Genomic DNA, 18520 nt, shown 5'->3' on the forward strand with positions numbered 1-18520 from the left:
CCAAGCCCATTCAGGCAAAATGCCGGACCAGCCAAAGCCCGGCGAAAAGCGCGGCGATAGCGCCGCAGACACTGACGAGAACGTAGCCGACCGCCAATGCGCCCTGGCCACGTTCCCATAAAAAAGCGGCATCGAGCGAAAAGGCGGAGAAGGTGGTGAAACCTCCCAAGAGCCCCGTCGCCACGAAAAGACGCAGCTCCGGCGAGGTGCCGAAGCGCCGCGCCAGCCACTCGATGAAAACGCCCATCACGAAGGAACCGACGAGATTGACCGTGAGCGTTCCCCAGGGAAACGATGTTCCCAGAAGGCGCAGGGCGGCAAGCCCCGTCAGATGACGCAAGCCTGCACCCATCGCCCCACCGGCAGCCACGATCAGAAAATGGTTCATGCGGCCCTTTTGGCAGAAGCCGCGCAAAAAGCAACCGGGCCCCTCATGCGCCCTCTCCCCGTTCACGGCGCAACCGTGCCCAATATTCGAGCCGTTTGCGTATTTCGCGCTCGAATCCCCGCTCGGGCGGATCGTAGAAACGACGACGCCCCATCTCTTCGGGAAAATAATTCTGGCCCGAAAAGGCATCCGGCGCGTCATGGTCATAGGCATAGCCGGCGCCGTAGCCCGTTTCCTTCATGAGTTTTGTCGGCGCGTTCAGAATATGCTTCGGCGGCAAAAGCGACCCATTTTCCTTGGCCGCCGACATGGCCTGTTTGAACGCGGTGTAGACAGCATTGGATTTCGGCGCCGTGGCCAGGTAGACGCAGGCTTGGGCCAGCGCCAGTTCGCCCTCCGGCGAACCGAGATATTCATAGGCGTCCTTGGCGGCGTTGGCGATGCCGAGAGCCTGCGGATCGGCCAGACCGATGTCTTCCACTGCCATGCGCACCAGCCTGCGACCGAGATAGAGCGGGTCTTCCCCAGCGTCGAACATACGCGCGAGATAATAAAGGGCGGCGTCCGGATCCGAACCGCGCACGGATTTATGCAGCGCCGAGATCAGATTGTAATGGCCGTCCTGACCCTTGTCATAGATCGGCGCCCTGCGCTGGGCCACGCGCTGCAACCCTTCCGCATCAAACACCTCGCCCTGCCGGGCGGCACGCCAGACCTCCTCGGCCAGCGTCAAGGCAGCGCGACCGTCGCCATCTGCCATGCGCACGAGAACCGCACGCGCTTCACCGTCGAGCGGAAGCGGCTTTTCCTCCATAGCCTCGGCGCGTTCCAGAAGGCGCGCGATGCTTTCAGGCGTATGCGCGTGAAACACCAGGACGCGCGCCCGCGACAAGAGCGCAGCATTGAGCTCGAATGACGGGTTCTCCGTCGTCGCGCCCACCAGAATGACTGTACCGTCTTCCATGACCGGCAGGAAGGAATCCTGCTGGGAACGGTTGAATCGATGAATCTCATCGACGAACAACAGTGTCTGCCGCCCCTGCGAACGGCGCATGCGCGCGGTCTCGAAGACCTTCTTCAGTTCCGCAACGCCAGAAAAGATCGCCGAAATCTGCTCGAAGGCCAGATCGGTCTCGCCGGCCAGAAGACGGGCCACGGTAGTTTTTCCAGTCCCCGGTGGGCCCCAGAAAACAAGGGAACCGAGCGAGCGGCTGTCGATCATGCGGGTAAGCGCGCCGTCGGCGCCGGTCAGATGTTCCTGACCGACAACATCCGCCAGTTGACGTGGCCGCAGCCGGTCGGCCAAAGGCCGGCTGACCAGGTCATTGCCCTCATGATTTGCTGAAAAAAGATCGCTCATATCCCGCTCAGTCGCCCCTCCCGATGGACCGGAGGCGCTTACACGCATTCCACATTCATTCAGACATCAGGTGCCACCACGCGGTGCCTGAATGCTCCGGAATGGTTCGTCGTTTCATCGAAACGCTGCCCCACTCCATCTCTCGTTTTCCGCATTTATGCGGGCATCAGGTGAAACCGCCTGACTACAAGATGCTCTAGAATCTCAGGCTTTGTTTCAATATCCGACCGTCGCGCTCAACCGAAAAATACCAGCGACGGCTGTCTTCTTGCGCCACCTGTTCCATCATGTCGGCACTATCGATTTCAAGGCCGTTGATTTCGCGCAGAATATCGCCACGCCGGAGACCGATGCTGGCCGCAGGCGAACGGCGGTCGACGTCCAGGATGACGACGCCCTTCTTGGCGAGCGGCAATTTGAGGCGCTGGGCGAGCCGGGGACCGAGATCGGCAATGGAAGCACCGGCGAAGGGGCTGCGCCCTTCAAGCAGCACAGGTTCTGCATTTTCGCCCGCTGAGAGCCGTTCCAGCTTGAACGTCATGTCCTCGCTCTTGCCGTCGCGCAAGATACGAACCGTGCCCTCCTCATCAACCGGATGGGTCACCAGGCGATATTCGAGTGCATCGGGATGCTGGATATCGGCTCCGTCCATGGCGGTGACGACGTCACCCGGTTTCAGGCCGGCGCGTTCGGCCGGACTGTCAGGCGCCACTTCGCGCACCAGAGCGCCGACCGGGCGTGGCATGCCCAGCGCCTCCGCGATCTGTGCGGTCACCGGGTCGAAGGAGGCACCGAAATAAGGACGCTCGAAAGACTTTGCACCACTCTGAGCGGCATCGACCACCGCACGCACCATATTGGCAGGAATGGCAAAGCCGATGCCGATGGAACCACCGCTACGGCTCACAATAGCGGTGTTGATGCCGATCACCTGGCCCTTCATGTCGATCAGTGCGCCACCGGAATTGCCCGGATTGATCGCGGCATCTGTCTGGATGAAGAAACCGAAATCGGAAACGCCTATATGGCTGCGGGCCAAGGCCGACACAATGCCACTGGTGGTGGTCTGCCCCACGCCAAAGGGGTTACCGATGGCGAGCACGAGATCGCCGACCTCCAGCATGTCGGAATCCCCAAGCCGTACGGCGGGAAACGCTTCATCGCCCTTGATCTTAAGGACCGCCAGGTCGAGCTCCTCGTCCTTCAGCAGGATTTCGCTCTCGAATTCGCGGCCATCCGCCAGAGCGACCTTCACTTCGTCAGCGCCGCTGATGACGTGGTTGTTCGTCACGATGACACCGCTCGGATCCACCAGAACGCCCGATCCGAGCGAGGAACGGACACGCGGGGGCATTTGCTGCCGCCCGAAAAAGCGTTCGAAGAACGGGTCCCCCATGAAGGGAGAACGGACCTGAACCGTGGAAGACGCATAAACATTGACGACGGCGGGCGAGGTTTCGCGCACAAGCGGAGCGAAGGACAGCTGTATTTCCGACTGACCGAAGGGAACCCGCCGCTCGGCGCCCCGCCCGTTCCCCTGCGCTCCGGACGCGTCCGTACCGCGCAGGAGCTTGGAAAGAGCATCGGTCAGACTGCCGCCCGCCCCGTCCTGCGCCCCTGCTGGCACCAGCCAGGCGATGGACAGGACAAGAACGAGCAACAGGGAAAACAGGCGGAGAGACTTGTTCATGGCGCATCCTCTTGAGCTGTTCACCCATAGGGCGGGCAAATGGCTCCAACATATGTACTTGCCGCTGCGACGGGGGCCAGCGCACCGAGCGACCGCAGCGTCTTCGACAGATAAGGCGGTCTCTTTTCCCACGCAATTGCGTGTAATAAAAGGCTTAAGAGACCGACACAGATTCGGCTGGCGCGAGCCACCTCCACCCGCCTATACCGGGTCGGCCATTCCAAATGAGTGCTCCTTTCCGAGAGCGCCCTTTCGTGGGCTTGCGGACTTCCGGCCATGACGCTTGCGCATCTATCCCCGATCCTGCTCCTGACCGTGTCGAACGTCTTCATGACATTTGCCTGGTACGGTCATCTCAAATTTCCCAACAAGCCGCTTGTCGCTGTCATCCTTGTCAGCTGGATCATCGCGTTCGTCGAATATTGTTTTGCCGTACCGGCCAACCGGTATGGTCACGCCGTCTACAGCGCCGCGGAACTCAAAACGATGCAGGAAGTCATAACGCTCTGCGTCTTTGCCCTTTTCTCCGTGCTCTATCTCGGAGAAAGCTTCACCATCAATCACGCGGTGGGCTTTGCGCTGATCGGCCTCGGTGCCTTCTTCATTTTTCGCGGCCCGCTGGGATAAAGCCCGGAAAGCAAAAAGGGGCCATAAGGCCCCTTTGAAATCGAAAGGAAAGGAAAGCCGATTATGCGGCTTCCGCTTCCTCATTGCCACCTTCTGCCTCAAGGCGTGCGCGGTCGGCAGCACCCTTGGCGGAAACGTCGCGATCGACGAACTCGATCACGGCGAGTGGTGCATTGTCACCGTGGCGGAAGCCCGCCTTCATGATGCGGGTGTAGCCGCCATTACGTTCCGCATAGCGGGGCGCAAGTGTGTCGAACAGACGCTTCACGAGGGTCTCGTTGCGGATTGCAGCGATCGCCTGACGGCGGGCGTGCAGGTCGCCGCGCTTTCCAAGGGTAACAAGCTTCTCCACGATGGGGCGAAGCTCCTTTGCCTTCGGAAGCGTGGTAACGATCTGCTCATGCTCGATCAGCGAGGCAGCCATGTTGGCAAAGAGCGCCTTGCGATGGCTTGCGGTCCTGTTCAGCTTGCGGCCGGATTTTCCGTGACGCATTGCCTTTCTCCTTCATTCCCGTCGTTCGCGCGTTCGGCGAAACGATTGCGGGCCTAGTATTGGTCTTCGTAACGCTTGGCCAGTTCTTCGATGTTTTCCGGCGGCCAATCCTCGACTTCCATGCCGAGGTGGAGCCCCATCGAGGCCAGCACTTCCTTGATTTCGTTGAGCGACTTGCGACCGAAATTCGGCGTGCGCAGCATCTCGGCTTCCGTCTTCTGGATCAGGTCACCGATATAGACGATGTTGTCGTTCTTCAGGCAGTTGGCGGAGCGAACCGACAGTTCGAGCTCGTCCACCTTCTTCAGAAGCGCCGGGTTGAAGGCAAGCTCTGCCACCTGCTCGGTGGGCTGTTCCTTCTGCGGTTCCTCGAAGTTGACGAACAGTGCAAGCTGGTCCTGCAGAATGCGGGCGGCGAACGCCACGGCATCTTCACCCGTCACCGAGCCATTGGTCTCGATGGTCATGGTCAGCTTGTCGTAGTCGAGAACCTGGCCCTCGCGGGTGTTTTCGACCTTGTAAGAGACCTTCTTGACCGGCGAGTAGAGGCTGTCGACCGGGATGAGTCCGATCGGCGCATCCTCTGCGCGGTTGCGGTCGGCAGGAACATAGCCCTTGCCGTTGTCGACCGTGAACTCCATGCGGATTTCAGCGCCGTCGTCCAGCGTGCAAAGCACATGGTCGGGGTTGAGAACCTCAACATCGCCGACGGTCTGAATGTCGCCTGCAGTCACGGCACCGGGGCCCTGCTTGCGCACAACCATGCGCTTGGGACCATCGCCTTCCATGCGCAGCGCGATTTCCTTGATGTTCAGGACGATGTCCGTCACATCCTCACGCACGCCGGGGATGGAGGAGAACTCATGCAGCACGCCGTCGATCTGTACCGCCGTCACGGCAGCACCGCGCAGCGAAGACAGAAGCACGCGGCGCAGCGCGTTGCCGAGGGTCAGGCCGAAGCCACGCTCCAACGGCTCGGCCACAAGCGTGGTGACCGTGCGGCCCTTGGAGGAGAATTCCACCTTGTTCGGCTTGATAAGCTCTTGCCAGTTTTTCTGGATCATTCCGGGTTCCTTCCGTTACCCCGCCACCATCCAATCGTGGCGGGCGATCTGGAAACCGCAGAGGAGCGCATCAGGCTCATGCGGCACAAAACGCGTCTTTAGACGCGGCGCTTCTTGCGCGGGCGGCAGCCATTGTGCGGGATCGGCGTCACATCGCGAATGGACGTGATCGTGAACCCTGCAGCCTGCAGCGCGCGGAGAGCCGATTCACGGCCCGAACCAGGGCCCGACACCTCGACCTCGAGGGTGCGCATGCCATGTTCCTGAGCCTTGCGGGCGCAATCCTCGGCAGCAACCTGGGCAGCAAACGGGGTCGACTTACGCGAACCCTTGAACCCCTGTGCGCCGGCGGACGACCAGGCAATCGCATTGCCCTGCGCGTCGGTAATGGTGATCATCGTGTTGTTGAAGGTCGAGCTGACGTGAGCAACACCCGACGAAATGTTTTTGCGTTCGCGGCGGCGAACACGTGTGGCTTCCTTGGCCATGTCTTTCCTTTCAGTCGATCTCTACACCGCCGTAACACCAGCGGCTACACCTGCAAGCGAAACGAAAAGCGAGCGGCAAACCCAGTTCACCGCCCGTCGTTCGAACCGCTCAATTACTTCTTCTTGCCGGCAATTGCCTTGGCCGGCCCCTTGCGGGTGCGCGCATTGGTATGCGTGCGCTGACCGCGAACCGGGAGCGAACGGCGATGACGCAGGCCGCGATAGCAACCCAGGTCCATCAGGCGCTTGATGTTCATAGACACTTCGCGGCGCAGATCGCCCTCGACGATCATATCGCGGTCGATGGTCTCGCGGATGGCCAGAACCTCGGCATCGGTCAGTTCGCTAACGCGACGCTCGAGCGGAATGTTGACCTTCTTCACGATATCACCGGCCAGCTTCGGGCCAATGCCGTGAATGTACTGAAGCGCAATCACAACGCGCTTGTTGGTCGGAATGTTGACGCCAGCTATACGGGCCATCTTCTTCTCCATGTGCTGCCGGATATTCCGGCGTTTCGTTTGCCCGCGTCCGGTGGAGGCCGGCCCTTGCGGGATATTCGCGTTCCTACAAACAACGTGGCCGAGCCAACCGGCCCGACCAACAAATCGTTCGATCAGGAGAACGGCTCGCCATAGTCGAAATCCGCTTCCCAGTCAACCGTGATATCCGAATTTCGGCTCACTTGATGCTTGCGAGAATAGCTTCGATCTCCGCCGTTACCTGATCAATGGTCATCATTCCATCGACCCGCCGCAGCAGGTCCTTGGCATGATAATATCCGATCAACGCGGCGGTCTTCTTGTAATATTCACGCAGACGCTCCTCGAACACCTCGGGATTGTCATCCTTGCGCGGTGTTTGCCCTGCGGCAATTGCATCCTCCGCCCGCTTGACAATGCGGCCCACAAGAGCGGCGTCATCAACAACCAGCTCGATGGTGGCGTCAAGCTTCAGCCCGCGCTCCTCAAGCATGGCACTTACGGCATCAGCCTGCGCGAGCGTGCGCGGGTAACCGTCGAGAATGAAACCTGCAGCGCAGTCGGCCTGATCGATGCGTTCGGCGACGATGGCGTTGACGATCTCATCAGAGACCAGCTCACCGGCGTCCATGACAGCCTTGGCGCGCTTGCCAACATCCGTACCCGCGCTAACCGCGGCGCGCAGCATATCTCCCGTCGATAGTTGCGGGATGCCGTGCTTCTCGACCAACCGCTGGGCCTGAGTGCCCTTCCCCGCTCCCGGCGGTCCAAGAAGTATAAGCCTCATCGTCCTCTCTTTCCCCCACGCAGCTTGGATTTCTTGATCAGCCCCTCATACTGATGGGCGATCAGATGGCCCTGGATCTGCGCGACCGTGTCGAGCGTAACGCTGACGACGATGAGCAGCGATGTGCCCCCGAGGTAGAACGGAACACCCGTCGCCGAAATCAGGAACTCCGGCAGAAGACAGATCAAAACCAGATAGATTGCGCCGATCACCGTAATGCGGGTCAGAACGTAATCGATATATTCAGCCGTACGCTCGCCCGGACGATAGCCCGGAATGAACCCGGAATGCTTCTTCAGCTGGTCGGCCGTGTCCTTCGGATTGAAGACAATGGCCGTGTAGAAAAAGGCGAAGAAGATGATCAGCGAAGCATAAAGCGCCATGAACAGCGGCTGGCCGTGACCGAGCGACGCCAGCACCGCCGATGCCCAGCCCGGAAGCTGCGTCGTGTCGGAAAAGCCAGCAACGGTGGCCGGAAGCAACAGCAATGACGAAGCGAAGATCGGAGGAATGACGCCCGCGGTGTTGAGCTTCAACGGCAGGTGCGAGGTATCGCCCTGGAACATCCGGTTTCCGACCTGGCGCTTCGGATACTGGATCAGAAGCCGGCGCTGAGCGCGCTCGAAGAAGACGATGGCGCCGATCACCGCGATAACGAGCACGATGATCGCGAGGATCAGTCCAGTGGACAGCGCGCCGGTACGGCCCAACTCCAGCGTACCGCCGATTGCGCTCGGAAGACCTGCGACAATGCCCGAGAAGATGATCAGTGAAATGCCGTTGCCAATGCCGCGGGCGGTGATCTGCTCGCCGAGCCACATCAGGAACATCGTACCGCCAACAAGCGTGATGACAGCTGAAATGCGGAAGAACCAGCCCGGATCGGCAACGATATTCGCGCCGCCCTCCAGACCGACGGCAATGCCGTAAGCCTGAACAGTCGCGAGGATGACCGTTCCGTAACGGGTATACTGATTGATGATCTTGCGGCCCTGCTCGCCTTCCTTCTTCAGCTGTTCCAGCGAAGGAACCACCGAAGTCATGAGCTGCATGATAATGGAGGCGGAAATATAGGGCATGATGCCCAGGGCGAAGATCGCCATACGCCCGACGGCACCGCCGGCGAACATATTGAACATGCCGAGCACGCCCCCAGACTGCTGCTGGAAGGCCTGCGCGAAGGCATCGGGATTGATGCCCGGCATGGGAATATAGGTCCCGAGACGGTAGACCAGAAGCGCACCGAGCGTGAACCAGATGCGTTTCTTAAGATCCTCCGCTTTCGCGAACGCGGCGAAATTGAGGTTGGACGCAAGCTGTTCCGCTGCAGATGCCATGAAGAATTCTCCGCTCCGTCACGCGCCGCCTGCGTCATCGCACGATTCGGGCGCATGTTGCCGAACATCCGAAATAGGATGCGGTGGGCAAGGATGCAAGCGGCGGACCTGCGCCCGCCGCTTGTCTATCAAATTATTCTGCTGCCTTGGGGGCAACGAGCAGCTTGATGGAGCCGCCGGCCTTCTCGATTTTCTCGACGGCCGACTTGGAAGCGCCTGCAACCTCGATCGAGACCTTGGACTTCAACTCACCATCGCCAAGCACGCGCACGCCATCCTTGGCGCGGCGCAGGACGCCAGCCTTGACCAGGGCGTCGACGTCGATCGTAGCCTTGTCGTCGAGCTTCTTGGCATCGATCGCCTGCTGAAGGCGGGCGAGAGATACCTCGTTGTAATCGGAACCGAACAGGTTGGTAAAACCGCGCTTGGGCAGGCGACGGTAAAGCGGCATCTGGCCGCCTTCGTAGCCCTTGATCGCCACGCCGGAACGCGACTTCTGACCCTTCACACCGCGGCCGCCGGTCTTGCCGGAGCCCGAGCCGATGCCACGACCAACGCGCTTACGCGATTTGGTGGCGCCTTCGTTTTCCCTGAGTTCGTTGAGCTTCATAATCAAATCTCCTCGGTTCCTCAGGCCTCGTCCACGATACGGACGAGATGCTGCACGGAAGCGATCATGCCGCGCACGGAGGGAGTATCCTCCAGCGTGGAACGGCGGTGCATCTTGTTCAAACCAAGGCCGATCAGCGTCTGACGCTGGTAGGCCGGGCGGCGAATGGGGCTACCGATCTGCTCAACGGTGAGCGTCTTGCCCTTCTTCTTCTCTGCCATCTTCATCAATCCTTGCAAACGTCGGCGATCAAAACCCGCTCACGAAAGCGGGCCGATCAGCCGGTCAACCCTATTCCTCGGAGCCAGCAGTGGCGCCGCGGCGCGCCTGCAGCGTCGAGTACTTAATGCCTCGCTGGGCAGCAACGTCCTTCGGGTGCATCTGATGCTTGAGAGCGTCGAAGGTCGCACGCACCATGTTGTACGGGTTGGAAGAACCGAGCGACTTTGCAACGACGTCCTGCATGCCGAGCGTTTCGAAGACGGCGCGCATGGGACCACCGGCGATGATGCCGGTACCGGGCTTGGCGGCGCGCAGCAGAACGCGACCGGCGCCGTGGCGACCGTTCACGTCATGGTGCAGCGTACGACCGTCGCGCAGCGGCACGAAAACCATGTCGCGCTTGGCGCTCTCAGTCGCCTTGCGGATGGCTTCCGGCACTTCGCGCGCCTTGCCGTGGCCAAAACCAACGCGGCCCTTCTGGTCGCCGACGACGACGAGAGCTGCAAAGCCGAAACGACGGCCGCCCTTCACCACCTTGGCAACGCGATTGATATGAACAAGCTTGTCAACGAATTCGCTATCGCGCTCTTCGCGCTCGCGGCGATCGTCCCTACGTCCTTGTGCCATTGTCCTTTTCCTTGTTCTTTTCCGGAAGCACGGGGTTAAAATTCATTCGGGCGCCTGATGCGCCCGAATGGATCAGAACTTCAGGCCACCCTCTCGGGCAGCATCGGCCAGCGCCTTGACGCGGCCGTGGAAGAGATACGGGCCGCGGTCGAAGACCACTTCCGATACCCCTGCCTTCTTTGCGCGTTCTGCGACCAGCTTGCCGACCGCAGCAGCTGCTGCAGTATCGGCACCGGTCTTCAGATCGGTGCGAAGATCCTTGTCCAAGGTGGACGCTGCGGCGAGCGTGCAGCCCTTGGCGTCGTCGATGACCTGGACGTAAATGTTCTTCGAGGAACGGTAAACCGAAAGACGCGGCTGGCCATTGGAGACCGCCTTGAGCTTCCGGCGAACACGTCCCGCGCGCCGCTTGACGGAGACTTTCGAGACCATGAGTTGCGTTCCTACTTCTTCTTGCCTTCTTTGCGGACGATCGTCTCATCCGCATACTTGACGCCCTTGCCCTTGTAAGGCTCGGGGCCACGCTTCTTGCGGATTTCGGCGGCGACCTGTCCGACCACCTGCTTGTCGATGCCGCTGATAACGATTTCGGTCGGCTTCGGCACGGTGATCGTGATTCCCTGCGGGGTCTCGTAAATCACTTCGTGGCTGTAGCCAAGCGAAAGCTGCAGGTTTTTTCCCTGCATAGCAGCACGATAGCCGACGCCGTTGATCTCCAGCTTCTTCTCGAAACCATCCTTCACGCCGTGAAGGATGTTGGAGATCTGGGTGCGCGACATGCCCCATTTGGAGCGCGCATCCTTCGACTGATCGCGCGGATCGACGGAAACGGCACCGTCCTCGAGCTTCACCAGAACCTCGTCGTTGACGACGAATTTCAGTTCGCCCTTCGGCCCCTTGGCCGTAACGGTCTGGCCCTCGACTTGCGCCGTAACGCCCTGAGGCACCGGGACCGGCTTTTTGCCAATGCGAGACATTTCTCTGTCCTCGTTCTTTGCTTCGCTCTCTACCTGATCAGAAGATCTGGCAGAGAAGCTCGCCGCCCACATTCTTTTCGCGCGCTTCGTGATCGGCCATCACGCCCTTGGGCGTCGAAAGGATGGCGATCCCGAGACCGTTGGCGACCTGCGGGATGGACTTCACGGACACATAGACCCGGCGGCCGGGCTTGGAAACGCGGGCGATCTCGCGGATCACAGAACCGCCTTCGCCGTATTTCAGCTCGATTTCGATCTCGGACTTGCCGTTATCGTAGTCGACCTGGCTGTAATCGCGGATATAGCCTTCCGCCTTCAGCACATCGAGAACGCGCACGCGAAGGCGCGAAGCCGGCGTCGAGACCTTGGTCTTGTTGCGGCCGATGGCGTTGCGGATACGGGTCAGCATATCGCCGAGAGGATCATTCACGGACATAGTCTCTACCTCTTACCAGCTCGACTTGACCAGGCCCGGGATAAGGCCATTGTTGCCAAGTTCGCGCAGTGCAACGCGCGACATCTTCAGCTTGCGATAGTAGGCGCGCGGGCGGCCCGTGACATCGCAGCGATTGCGGATACGCGTCTTCGACGAGTTGCGCGGCAGGGCAGCAAGCTTGAGCTGTGCCTGGAAACGCTCTTCAATCGGCTTAGACTGGTCCATGATGATGGCCTTGAGAGCGGCGCGCTTTGCGGCATAGCTCTTGACCATCTTGCGCCGACGGTTGTTCTTTTCGACTGCGCTGACTTTTGCCATTTACGTTGTCCTTCTTCTCGCCTGCCGTTACTGCCGGAACGGGAAGTTAAAGGCCTTAAGCAAGGCCCGTGCTTCGTCGTCGGTCTTGGCGGTCGTGCAGACGATGATGTCCATTCCCCAGATCTGATCGACCTGATCGTAGTTGATCTCGGGGAACACGATGTGCTCCTTGAGGCCCATGGCGAAGTTGCCACGGCCATCGAAGCTCTTCGGATTGAGGCCGCGGAAGTCGCGGACGCGCGGAAGAGCGACGGTCACGAGACGATCCAGGAACTCGTACATGCGATCCTTGCGCAGCGTCACCTTGGCGCCGAGCGGCATGCCTTCGCGCACCTTGAAGCCGGCGATCGACTTCGTGGCACGGGTGATGACGGGCTTCTGACCGGCGATGCGGGCAAGATCCTCGGCTGCGATGGCAGGCTTCTTGGAATCGCCGGTGGCTTCGCCGACACCCATGTTGAGCACGATCTTCTCCAGGCGCGGAACCTGCATCTCGTTCTCATACTTGAACGTCTCGAGGAGCTCCTTGCGGATCGCCTCCTCGTATTTCTTCTTCCAGCGCGGCTGGTACTGAGCATTAGCCATCGATCAATTCTCCAGAGCGCTTCGCCACGCGCACCTTCTTGCCGTCTTCCTGGACCTTGAAGCCAACGCGGGTCGGCTTGCCATCCTTGGGATCGGCCACGGCCAGATTCGACAGGTGAATCGGCGCTTCCTTGGTGATGATCCCGCCCTCGGACTGGGCGGACTGCTTCTGGTGACGACGCACCAGGTTGATACCGCGAACGACAGCCTTGTCGTCCTTCGGCATGACCTTCACCACTTCGCCGGTACGGCCCTTGTCCTTGCCGGCCAGAATGACGACCGTGTCGCCTTTTTTAATCTTCTGCATATCCCCGGCCTCCTAGAGCACTTCCGGCGCGAGCGAAATGATCTTCATATGGTTCTTGGCGCGCAATTCGCGCGGAACCGGTCCGAAAATACGCGTGCCGACGGGCTCTTTCTTGTTGTCGACCAGAACGGCTGCGTTCTTGTCGAAACGGATGACGCTGCCGTCGGCGCGGCGAATATCCTTCGCCGTGCGCACAACAACCGCCTTCATCACGTCGCCCTTCTTCACGCGGCCGCGCGGAATGGCCTCCTTCACGGAGACGACAATGATGTCGCCCACGGAGGCATACTTCCGCTTCGAACCGCCAAGCACCTTGATGCACATGACACGACGGGCGCCGGAATTATCCGCCACGTCGAGGTTTGTTTGCATCTGAATCATGACTGGCCGCCTTCTCTTCAGTGGAAAGCGGTTCAGATACTCCGCTTTCCGGCAATTTCAAACTTTATTCGGCCTGGGCGCCGGTAACGACAACCCAGTTTTTGTCCTTCGAAATCGGGCGGGTCTCCTCAATGGTGACCACGTCGCCGACCTTGCACGCATTCGCTTCATCATGCGCCTTGTACTTTTTGGACATGCGCACGACTTTTTTCATCATCGGATGGGTGAAGCGACGCTCGACGCGGACGACAACGGTCTTGTCGTTCTTGTCGCTCACCACGGTGCCCTGCAAAACGCGCTTTGGCATATTCGCTGTCCTCAGGCCTTGCTGCCGGCCGTCTTCTCGGCCGCGATTGTCTTGATGCGCGCAATATCCCTACGGATTTCTTTCACGCGCGCGGTTTTTTCGAGCTGCCCGGTCGCTTTCTGGAAGCGGAGGTTGAACTGCTCTTTCTTCAGTTTCGCCAGCTCGTCGTTGAGCTGGTCCGGCGTCATCGCCCTGACATCAACGGCCTTCATCGCGTCCGCCTTTCCTACTCTGCAATACGCTGCACGAAGCGCGTCTTGATCGGGAGCTTGGCAGCGCCAAGACGAAGGGCCTCGCGGGCAACGTCGATCGCAACACCGTCGATCTCGAACATCACGCGGCCCGGCTTCACGCGGCAGGCCCAGTAATCGACGGAGCCCTTGCCCTTACCCATACGAACTTCGGTCGGCTTCGAGGTCACCGGCAGATCCGGGAAAATGCGGATCCACACGCGGCCCTGACGCTTCATCTGACGCGTGATGGCACGGCGGGCGGCCTCGATCTGACGCGCGGTGACGCGCTCCGGCTCGAGAGCCTTCAGGCCATAGGCGCCGAAATTGAGCTCCGTGCCACCCTTCGCGGCACCGTGAATACGGCCCTTGAACTGCTTGCGGAACTTTGTGCGCTTCGGTTGCAGCATCTTTATCTACTCCAAATTCCTCAAGCGTTCTCGCGGCGGCGGTTGCCGCTCGGAGCGCCCTGGTCGCCTTCGATCGCGCGACGCTCGGAGGCCATCGGGTCATGCTCGAGGATCTCGCCCTTGAACACCCAGACCTTGACGCCGCAGATACCGTAGGCGGTCTTCGCCTCGGCAGTGCCGTAATCCACATCAGCGCGCAGCGTGTGCAGCGGAACGCGGCCTTCGCGGTACCACTCCATGCGAGCGATTTCAGCGCCGCCAAGACGGCCCGAGCAGTTGATACGGATGCCCTCTGCACCGAGGCGCATGGCGGACTGCACGGCGCGCTTCATGGCGCGGCGGAATGCAACGCGGCGCTCGAGCTGCTGGGCAATCGACTGCGCGATCAGCGTCGCATCGACTTCCGGCTTGCGCACTTCAACGATGTTCAGATGCGTTTCCGCATTGGTCATCGCCGAAACCTTGCGGCGCAGCTTTTCAATGTCGGCGCCCTTCTTGCCGATGATCAGGCCCGGACGAGCAGCATGGATCGTGACGCGGCACTTCTTGTGCGGGCGCTCGATCACCACCTTCGAGATGGCAGCCTGCTTCAGCTCCTTCTCGATATAGTCGCGGATCTTCAGATCCTCGTGCAGCAGGTCGCCATACTCACCCGTGTTCGCATACCAGCGAGAATCCCAGGTGCGGTTGATGCCGAGACGCAGACCGATCGGATTGATTTTCTGGCCCATCAGGCGGCCTCCACTTTCTCTTCCACTTCACGCACGACGATCGTCAGATGCGAGAACGGCTTCTCGATGCGGCTGGCGCGACCACGACCACGCGCATGGAAGCGCTTCATCACAATCGACTTACCGACATGGGCTTCGGCCACGACCAGCGCATCCACGTCGAGGTCATGATTGTTCTCCGCGTTGGCGATCGCGGATTCGAGCGTCTTCTTGACGGTCGAAGCGATGCGCTTGCGCGAGAATTCCAGATCGGCGAGCGCGGTCGCCACCTTCTTGCCGCGGATCATCGCGGCAACGAGGTTCAGCTTCTGCGGGCTGACACGGATCGTGCGCAGAACGGCACGGGCCTCATTGTCAGCGAGCCTGCGCGGCGCTTTGGCCTTGCCCATCGTTATTTCCTCTTTGCCTTCTTGTCCGCGCCGTGGCCGTAATAGGTGCGGGTCGGAGCGAACTCACCAAACTTGTGACCGACCATCTCCTCGGAGACGGAAACGGGAATATGCTTCTGGCCGTTGTAAACACCGAAGGTCAAACCCACGAACTGGGGCAGGATGGTGGAGCGGCGGCTCCACATCTTGATAACCTCGTTACGGCCGCTATCGCGCACCTTCTCGGCCTTCTTCAGGAGATAGCCGTCGACGAAGGGGCCTTTCCAGACTGAACGGGACACTTGCCGCTACCTTTCCTTAGCTCTTGCGCTGATGGCGCGAGCGCATGATAAATTTGTCGGTCGCCTTGTTGGACCGGGTCTTCATGCCCTTGGTGGGCTTACCCCAGGGCGAAACCGGATGACGACCGCCGGACGTGCGACCTTCACCACCACCGTGCGGGTGATCGACCGGGTTCATGACAACGCCGCGGTTGTGCGGGCGCTTGCCCATCCAACGCTTACGACCGGCCTTACCCAGGCTCACATTGCCGTGGTCCGGATTGGAGACGGCGCCGACCGTGGCAAAGCACTGGCCGGAGACCAGACGCTGCTCACCGGAGTTGAGACGCAGGATCGCCATGCCCTGATCGCGGCCGACGAGCTGGGCATAGGCGCCAGCCGAACGGGCGATCTGACCGCCCTTCCCCGGCTTCAGTTCCACGTTGTGAACGATCGTACCGACCGGCATCGTGGAAAGCGGCATCGCGTTGCCGGGCTTCACGTCGGCACCGTTGGTGCTCGAAATGACCTTGTCGCCGGCGGCAAGACGCTGCGGGGCGAGAATGTAGGACAGCTCACCGTCCTCATAACGCACCAATGCGATGAACGCCGTACGGTTCGGATCGTATTCAAGGCGCTCAACGGTGGCCGAAACGTCGAACTTGCGACGCTTGAAATCGACCAGACGATAAGTGCGCTTGTGACCGCCGCCCTGGAAACGAGCCGTGATGCGGCCCGTGTTGTTGCGGCCGCCCTTGCCCGTCAGACCTTCCGTCAGGCCCTTCACGGGCTTGCCCTTGTGAAGGGCGGAGCGGTCGACGATGACCAGCTGACGCTGGCCAGGGGTTACCGGTTTATACTTCTTCAGTGCCATTGTCTTTCCCTCGCCGCCCGATCACAGGCCAGTCGCGATGTCGATCGAATGACCTTCGGCCAGCGTGACAATCGCTTTCTTGACGTCGCTCTGACGGCCAACCGTTCCGCGGAAGCGCTTAACCTTGCCCTTGCGAACCAGCGTGTTGACGCCTGCAACCTTCACACCGAAGAGCGCTTCGACAGCAGCCTTGATTTCCGGCTTCGTCGCCTTGCGGTCCACATTGAAGACCACCTGGTTCGCTTCCGACGCCATGGTCGATTTCTCGGTGATCGCCGGGCTGACGATCACGTCATAGTGGCGAAGATCCGTCATTTGAAACGCTCCTCGAGGGCCTCGACGGCGGCCTTGGAAAGGACCAGCGTGCCGCGGCGCAGAATGTCGTACACATTGATGCCCTGCACCGGCAGAACGTCAATGTTGGCGATGTTTTGAGCAGCGCGCTTGAAACCGGCGTCGATTTCGGCGCCACCGATCAAAAGTGCGTTGTTCAGGCCGAGCTTGGCGAAGTTCTCGATGAGAATCTTCGTCTTGGCCTCACTCACCGCCAGATCGTCGACGATGATCAGGTTGGATGCCTTCGCCTTGGCGGAGAGCGCATGCTTCAGGCCGAGCGCACGGACCTTCTTGGGAAGATCGTGAGCGTGGCTGCGCACGACCGGGCCGTGAGCCTTGCCACCGCCGCGGAACTGCGGAACGCGTGCCGACGAATGGCGAGCGCGACCGGTGCCCTTCTGCTTATACATCTTGGCGCCGGTACGGGCGATTTCCGCGCGACCCTTGGTCTTGTGCGTGCCGGCCTGCTTCTTAGCAAGCTGCCAGCGCACCACGCGGTGCAGGATATCCTCGCGCGGGTCCAGACCGAAGATTTCGTCCGAAAGCTTCAGCTTGCCGGCGTCAGCGCCTGCGAGGGTGGTTACCTTGAGATCCATTATTCAGCCCCCTCGCTGGCGGCAGCTTCTTCAACTTTCGCCGCGTCCGCCTTGCCGTTGGCGCGCAGCGCAGCCGGCATCGGAACGTCCTGCGGCAGCGGAGCCTTGACGGCGTCGCGCACCATGATCCAGGCGCCCTTGGAACCGGGAACCGCACCGCGGACCAGGATCAGACCACGCTCAACATCGGTGGAGACGATCTCAAGGTTCTGCGTCGTGACACGATGATCGCCCATGTGGCCGGCCATCTTCTTGCCCTTGAACACTTTGCCCGGGTCCTGACGCTGACCGGTCGAACCATGCGAACGGTGCGAAACCGAGTTACCATGGGTCGCGCGGCCACCACCGAAGTTGTGGCGCTTCATGACACCCTGGAAGCCCTTACCGATCGAGGTGCCCGTCACATCGACCTTCTGGCCGGGAACGAAATGCTCGGCCGTGATCTCTGCGCCGACATCCAGAAGGTTGTCGGGGGACACGCGGAACTCGGCAAGCTTGGCCTTGGGCTCCACGGAGGCGACGGCATAGTGGCCGCGAAGCGCCTTCGACGTGTTCTTCACCTTGGCAAGCCCGACGCCGAGCTGAACCGCCGTGTAGCCGTTCTTTTCTTCGGTACGCTGAGCGACAACCTGACAGTTCTCCATGCGCAGAACCGTCACGGGCACATGTTCGCCCGCTTCGTTGTAGACGCGTGTCATACCGACTTTTTGTGCGATAACACCTGAACGCATCGGTTCGATTTCCTTTCGAGGTTCCCTTCGCCTGTTGCGCCCTAAAGCGTCTTCAGCGGGGGTTCCGGACCTTTAATCTTGCCCTACAGCTTGATCTCGACGTCGACACCAGCGGCAAGGTCGAGCTTCATAAGAGCATCGACCGTTTGCGGCGTCGGATCGACGATGTCGAGAAGACGCTTATGGGTACGCATCTCGAACTGCTCACGGCTCTTCTTGTCGATGTGCGGCGAGCGGTTCACGGTAAACTTCTCGATGCGCGTCGGCAGCGGCACAGGGCCGCGCACATTGGCGCCCGTACGTTTTGCCGTAGACACGATTTCCCGCGTCGAGGCGTCGAGCACGCGATGATCAAACGCCTTGAGGCGGATACGGATATTCTGTCCGTTCATGTGTCAATTCCTTGTTCCCGCGGCGGCGCGGTCACCCGCGCCGCGCTGGAAGGTTACCGTTCTTACTCAGTGATGGCGGCGACGA

31 protein-coding genes are annotated in these 18520 nt (G+C 60.6%); 1 reads left to right on the forward strand and 30 read right to left on the reverse strand.

The annotated features are described in order from the left end of the window. Positions 1-10 precede the first annotated feature (10 nt). From crcB to NA8A_RS21430, 3 genes are all read right to left on the reverse strand, one after another. A complete protein-coding gene (gene crcB / locus NA8A_RS24955) occupies positions 11-388 on the reverse strand; it encodes a fluoride efflux transporter CrcB (RefSeq protein WP_009452507.1) in 378 nt (125 codons plus the stop codon). A gap of 43 nt (positions 389-431) precedes the next feature. Continuing rightward, the gene (locus tag NA8A_RS21425; protein ID WP_009452508.1) at positions 432-1748 is read right to left on the reverse strand and encodes a replication-associated recombination protein A; all 1317 of its coding nucleotides are present in this window, start codon (positions 1746-1748) and stop codon (positions 432-434) included. Between the two features lie 196 nt (positions 1749-1944). After that, a complete protein-coding gene (locus NA8A_RS21430; protein WP_009452509.1) occupies positions 1945-3438 on the reverse strand; it encodes a DegQ family serine endoprotease in 1494 nt (497 codons plus the stop codon). Positions 3439-3714: 276 nt separating this feature from the next. Here NA8A_RS21430 and NA8A_RS21435 point away from each other — a divergent pair, with 276 nt between their 5' ends. Beyond that, a complete protein-coding gene (locus tag NA8A_RS21435; protein WP_009452510.1) occupies positions 3715-4065 on the forward strand; it encodes a DMT family protein in 351 nt (116 codons plus the stop codon). A gap of 61 nt (positions 4066-4126) precedes the next feature. Here NA8A_RS21435 and rplQ read toward each other — a convergent pair whose 3' ends face one another. From rplQ to rpsJ, 27 genes are all read right to left on the reverse strand, one after another. Then, the gene (gene rplQ, locus NA8A_RS21440; protein ID WP_009452511.1) at positions 4127-4558 is read right to left on the reverse strand and encodes a 50S ribosomal protein L17; all 432 of its coding nucleotides are present in this window, start codon (positions 4556-4558) and stop codon (positions 4127-4129) included. Positions 4559-4611: 53 nt separating this feature from the next. Further along, positions 4612-5622, reverse strand: a complete 1011-nt coding sequence (locus tag NA8A_RS21445; protein WP_009452512.1) for a DNA-directed RNA polymerase subunit alpha — start codon at positions 5620-5622, stop codon at positions 4612-4614. Positions 5623-5720: 98 nt separating this feature from the next. Beyond that, a complete protein-coding gene (gene rpsK / locus NA8A_RS21450; protein ID WP_009452513.1) occupies positions 5721-6110 on the reverse strand; it encodes a 30S ribosomal protein S11 in 390 nt (129 codons plus the stop codon). A 113-nt stretch (positions 6111-6223) separates the two neighbouring features. Then, positions 6224-6592: a 30S ribosomal protein S13 gene (gene rpsM / locus NA8A_RS21455; RefSeq protein WP_009452514.1), complete on the reverse strand. Its 369-nt coding sequence runs from the start codon at positions 6590-6592 to the stop codon at positions 6224-6226. A 199-nt stretch (positions 6593-6791) separates the two neighbouring features. Then, the gene (locus tag NA8A_RS21460; protein ID WP_009452515.1) at positions 6792-7379 is read right to left on the reverse strand and encodes an adenylate kinase; all 588 of its coding nucleotides are present in this window, start codon (positions 7377-7379) and stop codon (positions 6792-6794) included. Continuing rightward, a complete protein-coding gene (gene secY / locus NA8A_RS21465) occupies positions 7376-8716 on the reverse strand; it encodes a preprotein translocase subunit SecY (RefSeq protein ID WP_009452516.1) in 1341 nt (446 codons plus the stop codon). Before secY ends, NA8A_RS21460 begins: the two co-directional genes overlap by 4 nt. 133 nt (positions 8717-8849) lie before the next feature. Then, positions 8850-9326, reverse strand: coding sequence for a 50S ribosomal protein L15 (gene rplO, locus NA8A_RS21470; RefSeq protein ID WP_009452517.1), 477 nt, complete (start codon positions 9324-9326; stop codon positions 8850-8852). Between the two features lie 20 nt (positions 9327-9346). Then, the gene (gene rpmD / locus NA8A_RS21475) at positions 9347-9547 is read right to left on the reverse strand and encodes a 50S ribosomal protein L30 (RefSeq protein ID WP_009452518.1); all 201 of its coding nucleotides are present in this window, start codon (positions 9545-9547) and stop codon (positions 9347-9349) included. A gap of 70 nt (positions 9548-9617) precedes the next feature. After that, a complete protein-coding gene (gene rpsE / locus NA8A_RS21480) occupies positions 9618-10175 on the reverse strand; it encodes a 30S ribosomal protein S5 (RefSeq protein ID WP_009452519.1) in 558 nt (185 codons plus the stop codon). 72 nt (positions 10176-10247) lie between these two features. Further along, positions 10248-10607, reverse strand: a complete 360-nt coding sequence (rplR, locus tag NA8A_RS21485; RefSeq protein ID WP_009452520.1) for a 50S ribosomal protein L18 — start codon at positions 10605-10607, stop codon at positions 10248-10250. 11 nt (positions 10608-10618) lie between these two features. Then, the gene (rplF, locus tag NA8A_RS21490) at positions 10619-11152 is read right to left on the reverse strand and encodes a 50S ribosomal protein L6 (protein WP_009452521.1); all 534 of its coding nucleotides are present in this window, start codon (positions 11150-11152) and stop codon (positions 10619-10621) included. A gap of 37 nt (positions 11153-11189) precedes the next feature. Continuing rightward, positions 11190-11588, reverse strand: coding sequence for a 30S ribosomal protein S8 (gene rpsH / locus NA8A_RS21495; protein WP_009452522.1), 399 nt, complete (start codon positions 11586-11588; stop codon positions 11190-11192). A 12-nt stretch (positions 11589-11600) separates the two neighbouring features. Continuing rightward, positions 11601-11906: a 30S ribosomal protein S14 gene (gene rpsN, locus NA8A_RS21500; protein ID WP_009452523.1), complete on the reverse strand. Its 306-nt coding sequence runs from the start codon at positions 11904-11906 to the stop codon at positions 11601-11603. Between the two features lie 27 nt (positions 11907-11933). Continuing rightward, positions 11934-12491: a 50S ribosomal protein L5 gene (gene rplE, locus NA8A_RS21505; RefSeq protein ID WP_009452524.1), complete on the reverse strand. Its 558-nt coding sequence runs from the start codon at positions 12489-12491 to the stop codon at positions 11934-11936. Continuing rightward, positions 12484-12798 carry a 50S ribosomal protein L24 gene (gene rplX / locus NA8A_RS21510; protein ID WP_009452525.1) on the reverse strand — a complete coding sequence of 105 codons (315 nt, stop codon included), beginning with the start codon at positions 12796-12798 and terminating at the stop codon, positions 12484-12486. The genes rplE and rplX overlap by 8 nt, the downstream gene beginning before the upstream one ends. A 12-nt stretch (positions 12799-12810) precedes the next feature. Then, positions 12811-13179: a 50S ribosomal protein L14 gene (gene rplN / locus NA8A_RS21515; protein ID WP_007009523.1), complete on the reverse strand. Its 369-nt coding sequence runs from the start codon at positions 13177-13179 to the stop codon at positions 12811-12813. Positions 13180-13243: 64 nt separating this feature from the next. Then, entirely contained in the window at positions 13244-13486 is a 243-nt protein-coding gene (gene rpsQ / locus NA8A_RS21520; RefSeq protein ID WP_009452526.1) for a 30S ribosomal protein S17, read from the reverse strand. A gap of 11 nt (positions 13487-13497) precedes the next feature. Next, positions 13498-13698 (reverse strand): 50S ribosomal protein L29, encoded by a 201-nt coding sequence (gene rpmC, locus NA8A_RS21525; protein WP_009452527.1) that lies wholly within the window; start codon positions 13696-13698, stop codon positions 13498-13500. 14 nt (positions 13699-13712) lie between these two features. Beyond that, positions 13713-14126 carry a 50S ribosomal protein L16 gene (gene rplP / locus NA8A_RS21530; RefSeq protein WP_009452528.1) on the reverse strand — a complete coding sequence of 138 codons (414 nt, stop codon included), beginning with the start codon at positions 14124-14126 and terminating at the stop codon, positions 13713-13715. A 20-nt stretch (positions 14127-14146) separates the two neighbouring features. Beyond that, positions 14147-14857, reverse strand: a complete 711-nt coding sequence (rpsC, locus tag NA8A_RS21535) for a 30S ribosomal protein S3 (protein ID WP_009452529.1) — start codon at positions 14855-14857, stop codon at positions 14147-14149. Beyond that, the gene (rplV, locus tag NA8A_RS21540; RefSeq protein ID WP_009452530.1) at positions 14857-15246 is read right to left on the reverse strand and encodes a 50S ribosomal protein L22; all 390 of its coding nucleotides are present in this window, start codon (positions 15244-15246) and stop codon (positions 14857-14859) included. Before rplV ends, rpsC begins: the two co-directional genes overlap by 1 nt. A gap of 2 nt (positions 15247-15248) precedes the next feature. Next, the gene (rpsS, locus tag NA8A_RS21545) at positions 15249-15527 is read right to left on the reverse strand and encodes a 30S ribosomal protein S19 (RefSeq protein WP_009452531.1); all 279 of its coding nucleotides are present in this window, start codon (positions 15525-15527) and stop codon (positions 15249-15251) included. A 16-nt stretch (positions 15528-15543) separates the two neighbouring features. After that, the gene (gene rplB / locus NA8A_RS21550; protein WP_009452532.1) at positions 15544-16380 is read right to left on the reverse strand and encodes a 50S ribosomal protein L2; all 837 of its coding nucleotides are present in this window, start codon (positions 16378-16380) and stop codon (positions 15544-15546) included. Positions 16381-16401: 21 nt separating this feature from the next. Beyond that, positions 16402-16695, reverse strand: a complete 294-nt coding sequence (locus NA8A_RS21555; RefSeq protein ID WP_009452533.1) for a 50S ribosomal protein L23 — start codon at positions 16693-16695, stop codon at positions 16402-16404. After that, positions 16692-17312: a 50S ribosomal protein L4 gene (gene rplD, locus NA8A_RS21560; RefSeq protein WP_009452534.1), complete on the reverse strand. Its 621-nt coding sequence runs from the start codon at positions 17310-17312 to the stop codon at positions 16692-16694. The genes NA8A_RS21555 and rplD overlap by 4 nt, the downstream gene beginning before the upstream one ends. Further along, the gene (gene rplC, locus NA8A_RS21565; RefSeq protein WP_009452535.1) at positions 17312-18043 is read right to left on the reverse strand and encodes a 50S ribosomal protein L3; all 732 of its coding nucleotides are present in this window, start codon (positions 18041-18043) and stop codon (positions 17312-17314) included. The genes rplD and rplC overlap by 1 nt, the downstream gene beginning before the upstream one ends. Positions 18044-18126: 83 nt before the next feature. Further along, entirely contained in the window at positions 18127-18435 is a 309-nt protein-coding gene (gene rpsJ / locus NA8A_RS21570) for a 30S ribosomal protein S10 (RefSeq protein ID WP_007009511.1), read from the reverse strand. Positions 18436-18520: the final 85 nt, after the last annotated feature.

The sequence above is a fragment of the Nitratireductor indicus C115 genome, assembly GCF_000300515.1.
Lineage (GTDB): Bacteria > Pseudomonadota > Alphaproteobacteria > Rhizobiales > Rhizobiaceae > Nitratireductor > Nitratireductor indicus.

Coding starts and splice junctions, on each gene's coding strand:
- rplE (WP_009452524.1), bottom strand. CDS start 12,491: ATGGCTAATGCTCAGTACCAGCCGCGCTGGAAGAAGAAATACGAGGAG.
- NA8A_RS21445 (WP_009452512.1), bottom strand. CDS start 5,622: ATGATCCAGAAAAACTGGCAAGAGCTTATCAAGCCGAACAAGGTGGAA.
- NA8A_RS21435 (WP_009452510.1), top strand. CDS start 3,715: ATGACGCTTGCGCATCTATCCCCGATCCTGCTCCTGACCGTGTCGAAC.
- rplR (WP_009452520.1), bottom strand. CDS start 10,607: ATGGTCTCGAAAGTCTCCGTCAAGCGGCGCGCGGGACGTGTTCGCCGG.
- rplO (WP_009452517.1), bottom strand. CDS start 9,326: ATGAAGCTCAACGAACTCAGGGAAAACGAAGGCGCCACCAAATCGCGT.
- rplV (WP_009452530.1), bottom strand. CDS start 15,246: ATGGGCAAGGCCAAAGCGCCGCGCAGGCTCGCTGACAATGAGGCCCGT.
- rplQ (WP_009452511.1), bottom strand. CDS start 4,558: ATGCGTCACGGAAAATCCGGCCGCAAGCTGAACAGGACCGCAAGCCAT.
- rplC (WP_009452535.1), bottom strand. CDS start 18,043: ATGCGTTCAGGTGTTATCGCACAAAAAGTCGGTATGACACGCGTCTAC.
- rplD (WP_009452534.1), bottom strand. CDS start 17,312: ATGGATCTCAAGGTAACCACCCTCGCAGGCGCTGACGCCGGCAAGCTG.
- NA8A_RS21430 (WP_009452509.1), bottom strand. CDS start 3,438: ATGAACAAGTCTCTCCGCCTGTTTTCCCTGTTGCTCGTTCTTGTCCTG.
- secY (WP_009452516.1), bottom strand. CDS start 8,716: ATGGCATCTGCAGCGGAACAGCTTGCGTCCAACCTCAATTTCGCCGCG.
- rpsC (WP_009452529.1), bottom strand. CDS start 14,857: ATGGGCCAGAAAATCAATCCGATCGGTCTGCGTCTCGGCATCAACCGC.
- rpsQ (WP_009452526.1), bottom strand. CDS start 13,486: ATGCCAAAGCGCGTTTTGCAGGGCACCGTGGTGAGCGACAAGAACGAC.
- NA8A_RS21425 (WP_009452508.1), bottom strand. CDS start 1,748: ATGAGCGATCTTTTTTCAGCAAATCATGAGGGCAATGACCTGGTCAGC.
- rpsM (WP_009452514.1), bottom strand. CDS start 6,592: ATGGCCCGTATAGCTGGCGTCAACATTCCGACCAACAAGCGCGTTGTG.
- rplX (WP_009452525.1), bottom strand. CDS start 12,798: ATGCAGAAGATTAAAAAAGGCGACACGGTCGTCATTCTGGCCGGCAAG.
- rpsH (WP_009452522.1), bottom strand. CDS start 11,588: ATGTCCGTGAATGATCCTCTCGGCGATATGCTGACCCGTATCCGCAAC.
- rpmD (WP_009452518.1), bottom strand. CDS start 9,547: ATGGCAGAGAAGAAGAAGGGCAAGACGCTCACCGTTGAGCAGATCGGT.
- NA8A_RS21460 (WP_009452515.1), bottom strand. CDS start 7,379: ATGAGGCTTATACTTCTTGGACCGCCGGGAGCGGGGAAGGGCACTCAG.
- rpsK (WP_009452513.1), bottom strand. CDS start 6,110: ATGGCCAAGGAAGCCACACGTGTTCGCCGCCGCGAACGCAAAAACATT.
- rpmC (WP_009452527.1), bottom strand. CDS start 13,698: ATGAAGGCCGTTGATGTCAGGGCGATGACGCCGGACCAGCTCAACGAC.
- rplB (WP_009452532.1), bottom strand. CDS start 16,380: ATGGCACTGAAGAAGTATAAACCGGTAACCCCTGGCCAGCGTCAGCTG.
- rplP (WP_009452528.1), bottom strand. CDS start 14,126: ATGCTGCAACCGAAGCGCACAAAGTTCCGCAAGCAGTTCAAGGGCCGT.
- rpsJ (WP_007009511.1), bottom strand. CDS start 18,435: ATGAACGGACAGAATATCCGTATCCGCCTCAAGGCGTTTGATCATCGC.
- crcB (WP_009452507.1), bottom strand. CDS start 388: ATGAACCATTTTCTGATCGTGGCTGCCGGTGGGGCGATGGGTGCAGGC.
- rplN (WP_007009523.1), bottom strand. CDS start 13,179: ATGATTCAGATGCAAACAAACCTCGACGTGGCGGATAATTCCGGCGCC.
- rplF (WP_009452521.1), bottom strand. CDS start 11,152: ATGTCTCGCATTGGCAAAAAGCCGGTCCCGGTGCCTCAGGGCGTTACG.
- rpsE (WP_009452519.1), bottom strand. CDS start 10,175: ATGGCACAAGGACGTAGGGACGATCGCCGCGAGCGCGAAGAGCGCGAT.
- NA8A_RS21555 (WP_009452533.1), bottom strand. CDS start 16,695: ATGACGGATCTTCGCCACTATGACGTGATCGTCAGCCCGGCGATCACC.
- rpsN (WP_009452523.1), bottom strand. CDS start 11,906: ATGGCAAAAGTCAGCGCAGTCGAAAAGAACAACCGTCGGCGCAAGATG.